Origin of the sequence: Cryptosporangium japonicum, from assembly GCF_039524755.1 — a bacterium.
GTDB classification, from domain to species: Bacteria; Actinomycetota; Actinomycetes; order Mycobacteriales; family Cryptosporangiaceae; genus Cryptosporangium; species Cryptosporangium japonicum.
In genome coordinates this window covers 176,767-181,452 of the sequence record NZ_BAAAGX010000012.1, presented here as the reverse complement: position 1 = coordinate 181,452, position 4,686 = coordinate 176,767, and the positions used below count along the sequence as shown (strand labels likewise).

Here is a 4,686-nt window from a genome sequence, read left to right as displayed (position 1 = left end):
TCCGGGTACTGATCGCTGACGACCAGGAAGCGGTCCGGTTCAGTTTCCGGACCATCCTGAACGCCGCGCCGGGCATGCAGGTCGTCGCGGAGGCGGAGAACGGCAACCGCGCGTTGGAGCTGGCCGACGAGTACAAGCCCGATGTGGCGCTCGTCGACATCCGGATGCCGGGGCTCGACGGGCTGGAGCTCACCGGACTGCTCTCGCCGACGATCAAGGTGGTCGTGGTGACCACGTACGACCTGGACGCCTATGTGCACACCGCGCTGCGCAACGGCGCGTGCGGGTTCCTGCTGAAGCACTCCGGTGCGGCGCTGCTGGCCGCGGCGGTGCGGGCGGCGGCCGCCGGGGACGCCCTGATCAGTCCGGAGATCACCGTGCGACTGCTCCGCGAGTTGTCACCCCGGAAGGAGAACACCAACCCGCTCACCGACCGCGAACTCGACATCGTCGCGCTCGTCGCCGACGGCAAAACGAACGCCGAGATCGGCGCGGAGCTCTACATCACCGCCGGCACGGTGAAGACGCACCTGGCGCACATCCAGCAGAAGCTCGACGTGCCCAACCGGGTGGCCATCGCCGCCTGGGCCTGGGAAACCGGCCACCGCCGCCCCACCCGCTGATCCCACCCCTGGCCCGAGAGCGCTTACGCCCAGCTCCCCGGCGGCGCCGCGGTGATGCCGGCCTCGCCGCGGTGATGCCGGCCGCGCCGCGGTGATGCCGGCCGCGCCGCGGTGATGCCGGCCCCGCCGCGGTGATGCCGGCCCCGCCGCGGTGATGCCGGCCGCGCCCTGACCCAGGCACCCACGCCGGGCCGTAGGCAGCCACGCCAGCCGCAGGAGGCTCGCCGTCCGCAGGAGGCGTGCTGAGTGCAGGTAGCCGAGCCAGGCAGCCGCGCCAACGGCACGCGCCGACCCACCACGCCCCGACCTCGGACACGGCGTGGTCACGGCCGGGGCTACGGCGGGCGTGGGGCACCGGGTCGTTCTACGCTCGACGAATGTCGACGTTCGTGCCCCAGAAGCTCCACCTCCGACCGGACATCTTCACCATCGAGCGGCACGACAGCGAGGACATCGTCGGGTCGTCCGACTGGGTCGCGCTGGTCCGCGCTCCGCAGGGCCTCACCGTGATCCGCACCGTCACCGACGCCGCGGACGGCTGGCGTGCGTTCCAAGGCCAGTCCTCGCACGAGCTGGACGTCCCGGGCATGCTGCTCAGCATCCTCGCGCCGCTCGGCGAGGCCGGGCTCCCGGTGTTCGCGGCGTCCACCTACGACGCCGATCTGGTGCTCGTGCCCGCGTCCCACGCCGAGAAGGCCGTGGCGGTGTTGAGCACCGCCGGCCACGACGTCACGGAGTAGCGATGCTCGTCGACCAGCACGGCCTGCCGACGACCGCGGCGAACCGGGCCGCCCTCGACCACTACGACCGTGCGGTCGACGAGCTGCTGCATTTCCGCGCCGAGGTCGTCGCCGAGTCCGGTGCGGCGCTCGCCGAGGACCCGACGTTCCCGCTGGCGGTCGCGTTGCGTGCCTACCTCGGCCTGCTCACGACCGACTACGACGACGCGGTGGCGGCCCGCGCGCACCTGGAGGCGTACCGACCGGGTGAACCGCACCCGAGGGAACGAGCCCATCTGTACGCGGCCGAACAACTCGCGGGCGGCGACTTCCACGGCGCCGGCCGCACCTTGCGCGATCTCACGGTCGAGTACCCGCGCGATGCCCTCGCGCTCGCCGTCGGCCACCAGATCGATTTTTTCACCGGCGACGCGGTCAGCCTGCGTGACCGCATCGGTGGGGCACTGTCCGCCTGGCACCCCGACGACCGTTCCTACCCGAACGTGCTCGGCATGTACGCGTTCGGCCTGGAGGAGGCCGGGCACTACGACCGTTCCGAGGACGTCGGGCGGGAAGCCGTCGAGCGTGACCCCCGTGACGTCTGGGGCATCCACGCGGTGGCCCACACCTACGAGATGCAGGGGCGTTTCGCCGACGGGCTCCGCTACTTCGACGACCGGCTCGACGACTGGTCGACGGACACGTTCTTCAACGTCCACAACTGGTGGCACTACGGGCTGTACGCGCTGGAGAAGGGCGACACCGCTCGCGCGCTCGAGATCTACGACGCCGTTCTCTACGACCCCGACGGCATCTCGCTGCAGTTGCTCGACGCCGCCGCCCTGCTCTGGCGGTTCGCGCTGGCCGGCGACCGGCAGACCGAGCGGTTCGCCGCGTTGGTGGAGCCGTGGCAGCGCCGGGCCGAGCACCCGTTCTACGCGTTCAACGACGCCCACGCCGTGATGGCGTACGTCGGCGCCGAGCGGTTCGACCTGGCCGAGGCGTTGATCCGCCGACGCACCGAGTGGGTCCGCGCCGGGAACACGGGCTCGAACCACGCGATGACCGTCCGGGTCGGGCTCCCGGTGTGCCGTGCCCTGCTCGCGTTCGGGCAGGGCCGCTACGAGCAGACCGTCGACCTGCTCTACCCGATCCGGGGGCACGTCAACGAGTTCGGCGGCAGCCACGCCCAGCGGGACGCGGTCTACAAGACGCTGGTGGAGGCCGCGCTGCGGGCGGAGAGGCTGCCGCTGGCCCGGACGCTGATCAGCGAACGACTGAACGTGCGCCCGTGCAGCCCGTACAACTGGCTCAAGCAGGCCGAACTGGCCCGCGCGCTCGGCGACGAGGCGGCCGCGACCACGGCGAAAGCACGCGCCGAGGCTTACCAGGGCACCACCTGATCGGCGTAGTCGACGAAGTGGAAGCCGCCGGTGCCCGCCCGCTTCTCGACCGTGTCGACGACCGGCGGCACGGCCTCGGCGACCGTGCGCACCGCGCCGGGGCCGCCCAGCTCGGTACGCACGTGACCCGGGTTGACCAGGAGCAGCGTGCGCCCGTCGCCCTCGTGGCGCACCGCGTAGGAGCGCATCAGCTGGTTCAGCGCGGACTTGCTCGCGCGGTAGACGTCGTAACCGGCGTTGTCGTTGAGGGTGATGCTGCCCTGCCGTGACGACATCACCGCGATCGTCCCGGTCGGCGGCACGAGGTCCGCGAGCGTCTCGACCGCACGCAGCGGGCTCAGCACGTTCGTCACCATCACGTCGACGAACTCCTCGGTGGAGACCGCGGAGACCGGGCCGTCGGTGCTCGGGACGCCGGCGTTGACGAACAGCAGGTCGATCGACCGGCCGTCGAGCCGGCGGCGCAGGGCGTCGAGTTGTTCGGGGCTGGTGATGTCGAGGGTTTCCACTGTGACGTCGAGGTCGGCGAGGCCGCCGGGGGAGCCGTCGCGGACGGTTCCGATGACGTTCCAGCCGCGGGCGCGGAACTCGGCGGCCATGCCGAGGCCCAGACCGCGGGAGGCGCCGAGGATCAGCACTGTCGGGTTGCTCATGTCGTCAGTATAACCAACGCCAACGTTGGAGTTGGCGACGCTAAGCTGGGAGACATGCCCCGGGACGTCGAAGCCACCAAACGACGGATCCGCGACGCCGCACTGCGGGAGTTCGCCGACCACGGCCTGCACGGCACCACCGTCGAGCGCATCGCGGTGCGGGCCAAGGCCAACAAGGAGCGGATCTACAGCTACTTCGGCGACAAGAACGCGCTGTTCCTGAGCGTGCTCGTCGAGGAGCTGGACAAGGTCGCCGCCGCGATCCCGGTGCGGGTCGAGCGCACCGAGGACTTCGGCGAGATGGCCGGGCGCACGTTCGACTACCTGCGCGAGGACCCCGGGCTGCAGCGGCTGCTGCTCTGGGAGGGGCTGGCGGACACCGGAGCCGTCGCCGACGAAGCGAACCGCCGGCTCCACTACCGGGAGAAGACCGAGGCCATCCGGGTCGCCCAGCGGCGCGGGCTGCTCGACGACACGCTCGAGCCGCACCACCTGATGTTCTTCCTGCTGGCGCTGGCGAACTGGTGGTTCGCCGCACCGCAGACGGCGCGCATGCTCACCGACGGACCGATCGACGAGGACGAGTGGGCCGGGCGGCGCCGGGCGGTGGTCGCGGCGGCCAACCGTTTGTGCCGCCCCGACGTCGGGAAATAGGCGTACCGGACCGAGAGGACAGGTGATCGCGATGGCCGAGGAAACCCGGTACTGGTGGAACCTCAAGCACAAGCGCGTCGAGACCGACGACGACAAGGGCAAGGCGTCCGACCGCCTCGGCCCCTACGCGACGCGGGAGGCCGCGGAGAAGGCGCTGGACACCGTCGCCGCACGCAACGCGGCCGCGGACGCCGAAGACCGGCGCTGGAACGACTGATCGCTCGAACTCCCGGGGTACCGTCGAACGAGGTACCCCGGGGAGGCAGCATGGACTCCGATCGTCCGCCGGTTCGCGCTTCCGACAAAGACCGCGAGCGTGTCGTCGAACTGCTGCGGCAGCACACGTCCGAGGGCCGGCTCACGATCGAGGAGTACGAGCAGCGCGTCGAGACGGCGTACGCGACCAAGACCGTCGCCGAGCTGCGTCCGTTACTGGCGGATCTGCCGGTGCCGCTCGACGAGGTGCTCCCGGCCGCGGCGGTGGTGAAGCCGGCCCGGCCGGCGGAGCACTTCGACGGCTGGGTGCGCTATGCGGTGATCGCCGCGGCCGTCTTCCTGATGCTCGGTGCGCTCGTCGCGGCGAGCCGGGGCGTGTTCGCGGTCTGGCCGCTGCTCCTGATCGGCATCTTCGTGT

General features: G+C 71.2%; 7 protein-coding genes. 6 read left to right on the top strand and 1 reads right to left on the bottom strand.

Annotated elements, in window-relative coordinates:
- The 3 genes from ABD437_RS16355 to ABD437_RS16345 form a co-directional block, all read left to right on the top strand.
- Positions 1–623, top strand: a 623-nt coding sequence (locus ABD437_RS16355) for a response regulator transcription factor (protein ID WP_344649699.1), incomplete at its 5' end; no start/stop codon positions are given.
- Positions 624–1,000: 377 nt separating this feature from the next.
- A complete protein-coding gene (locus ABD437_RS16350; RefSeq protein WP_344649698.1) occupies positions 1,001–1,363 on the top strand; it encodes an ACT domain-containing protein in 363 nt (120 codons plus the stop codon).
- A gap of 2 nt (positions 1,364–1,365) precedes the next feature.
- A complete protein-coding gene (locus ABD437_RS16345; protein ID WP_344649697.1) occupies positions 1,366–2,745 on the top strand; it encodes a tetratricopeptide repeat protein in 1,380 nt (459 codons plus the stop codon).
- Here ABD437_RS16345 and ABD437_RS16340 read toward each other — a convergent pair.
- Positions 2,727–3,398, bottom strand: coding sequence for an SDR family NAD(P)-dependent oxidoreductase (locus ABD437_RS16340; protein ID WP_344649696.1), 672 nt, complete (start codon positions 3,396–3,398; stop codon positions 2,727–2,729). The genes ABD437_RS16345 and ABD437_RS16340 overlap by 19 nt on opposite strands.
- A 54-nt stretch (positions 3,399–3,452) precedes the next feature.
- Between ABD437_RS16340 and ABD437_RS16335 the strand changes: the two genes are divergently transcribed.
- The 3 genes from ABD437_RS16335 to ABD437_RS16325 form a co-directional block, all read left to right on the top strand.
- Positions 3,453–4,052, top strand: a complete 600-nt coding sequence (locus ABD437_RS16335; protein WP_344649695.1) for a TetR family transcriptional regulator — start codon at positions 3,453–3,455, stop codon at positions 4,050–4,052.
- A gap of 31 nt (positions 4,053–4,083) precedes the next feature.
- Positions 4,084–4,269, top strand: a complete 186-nt coding sequence (locus tag ABD437_RS16330) for an SPOR domain-containing protein (RefSeq protein ID WP_344649694.1) — start codon at positions 4,084–4,086, stop codon at positions 4,267–4,269.
- Between the two features lie 50 nt (positions 4,270–4,319).
- Positions 4,320–4,686, top strand: a 367-nt coding sequence (locus ABD437_RS16325) for a DUF1707 SHOCT-like domain-containing protein (protein WP_344649693.1), incomplete at its 3' end; no start/stop codon positions are given.

Coding starts and splice junctions, on each gene's coding strand:
- ABD437_RS16335 (WP_344649695.1), top strand. CDS start 3,453: ATGCCCCGGGACGTCGAAGCCACCAAACGACGGATCCGCGACGCCGCA.
- ABD437_RS16350 (WP_344649698.1), top strand. CDS start 1,001: ATGTCGACGTTCGTGCCCCAGAAGCTCCACCTCCGACCGGACATCTTC.
- ABD437_RS16330 (WP_344649694.1), top strand. CDS start 4,084: ATGGCCGAGGAAACCCGGTACTGGTGGAACCTCAAGCACAAGCGCGTC.
- ABD437_RS16340 (WP_344649696.1), bottom strand. CDS start 3,398: ATGAGCAACCCGACAGTGCTGATCCTCGGCGCCTCCCGCGGTCTGGGC.
- ABD437_RS16345 (WP_344649697.1), top strand. CDS start 1,366: ATGCTCGTCGACCAGCACGGCCTGCCGACGACCGCGGCGAACCGGGCC.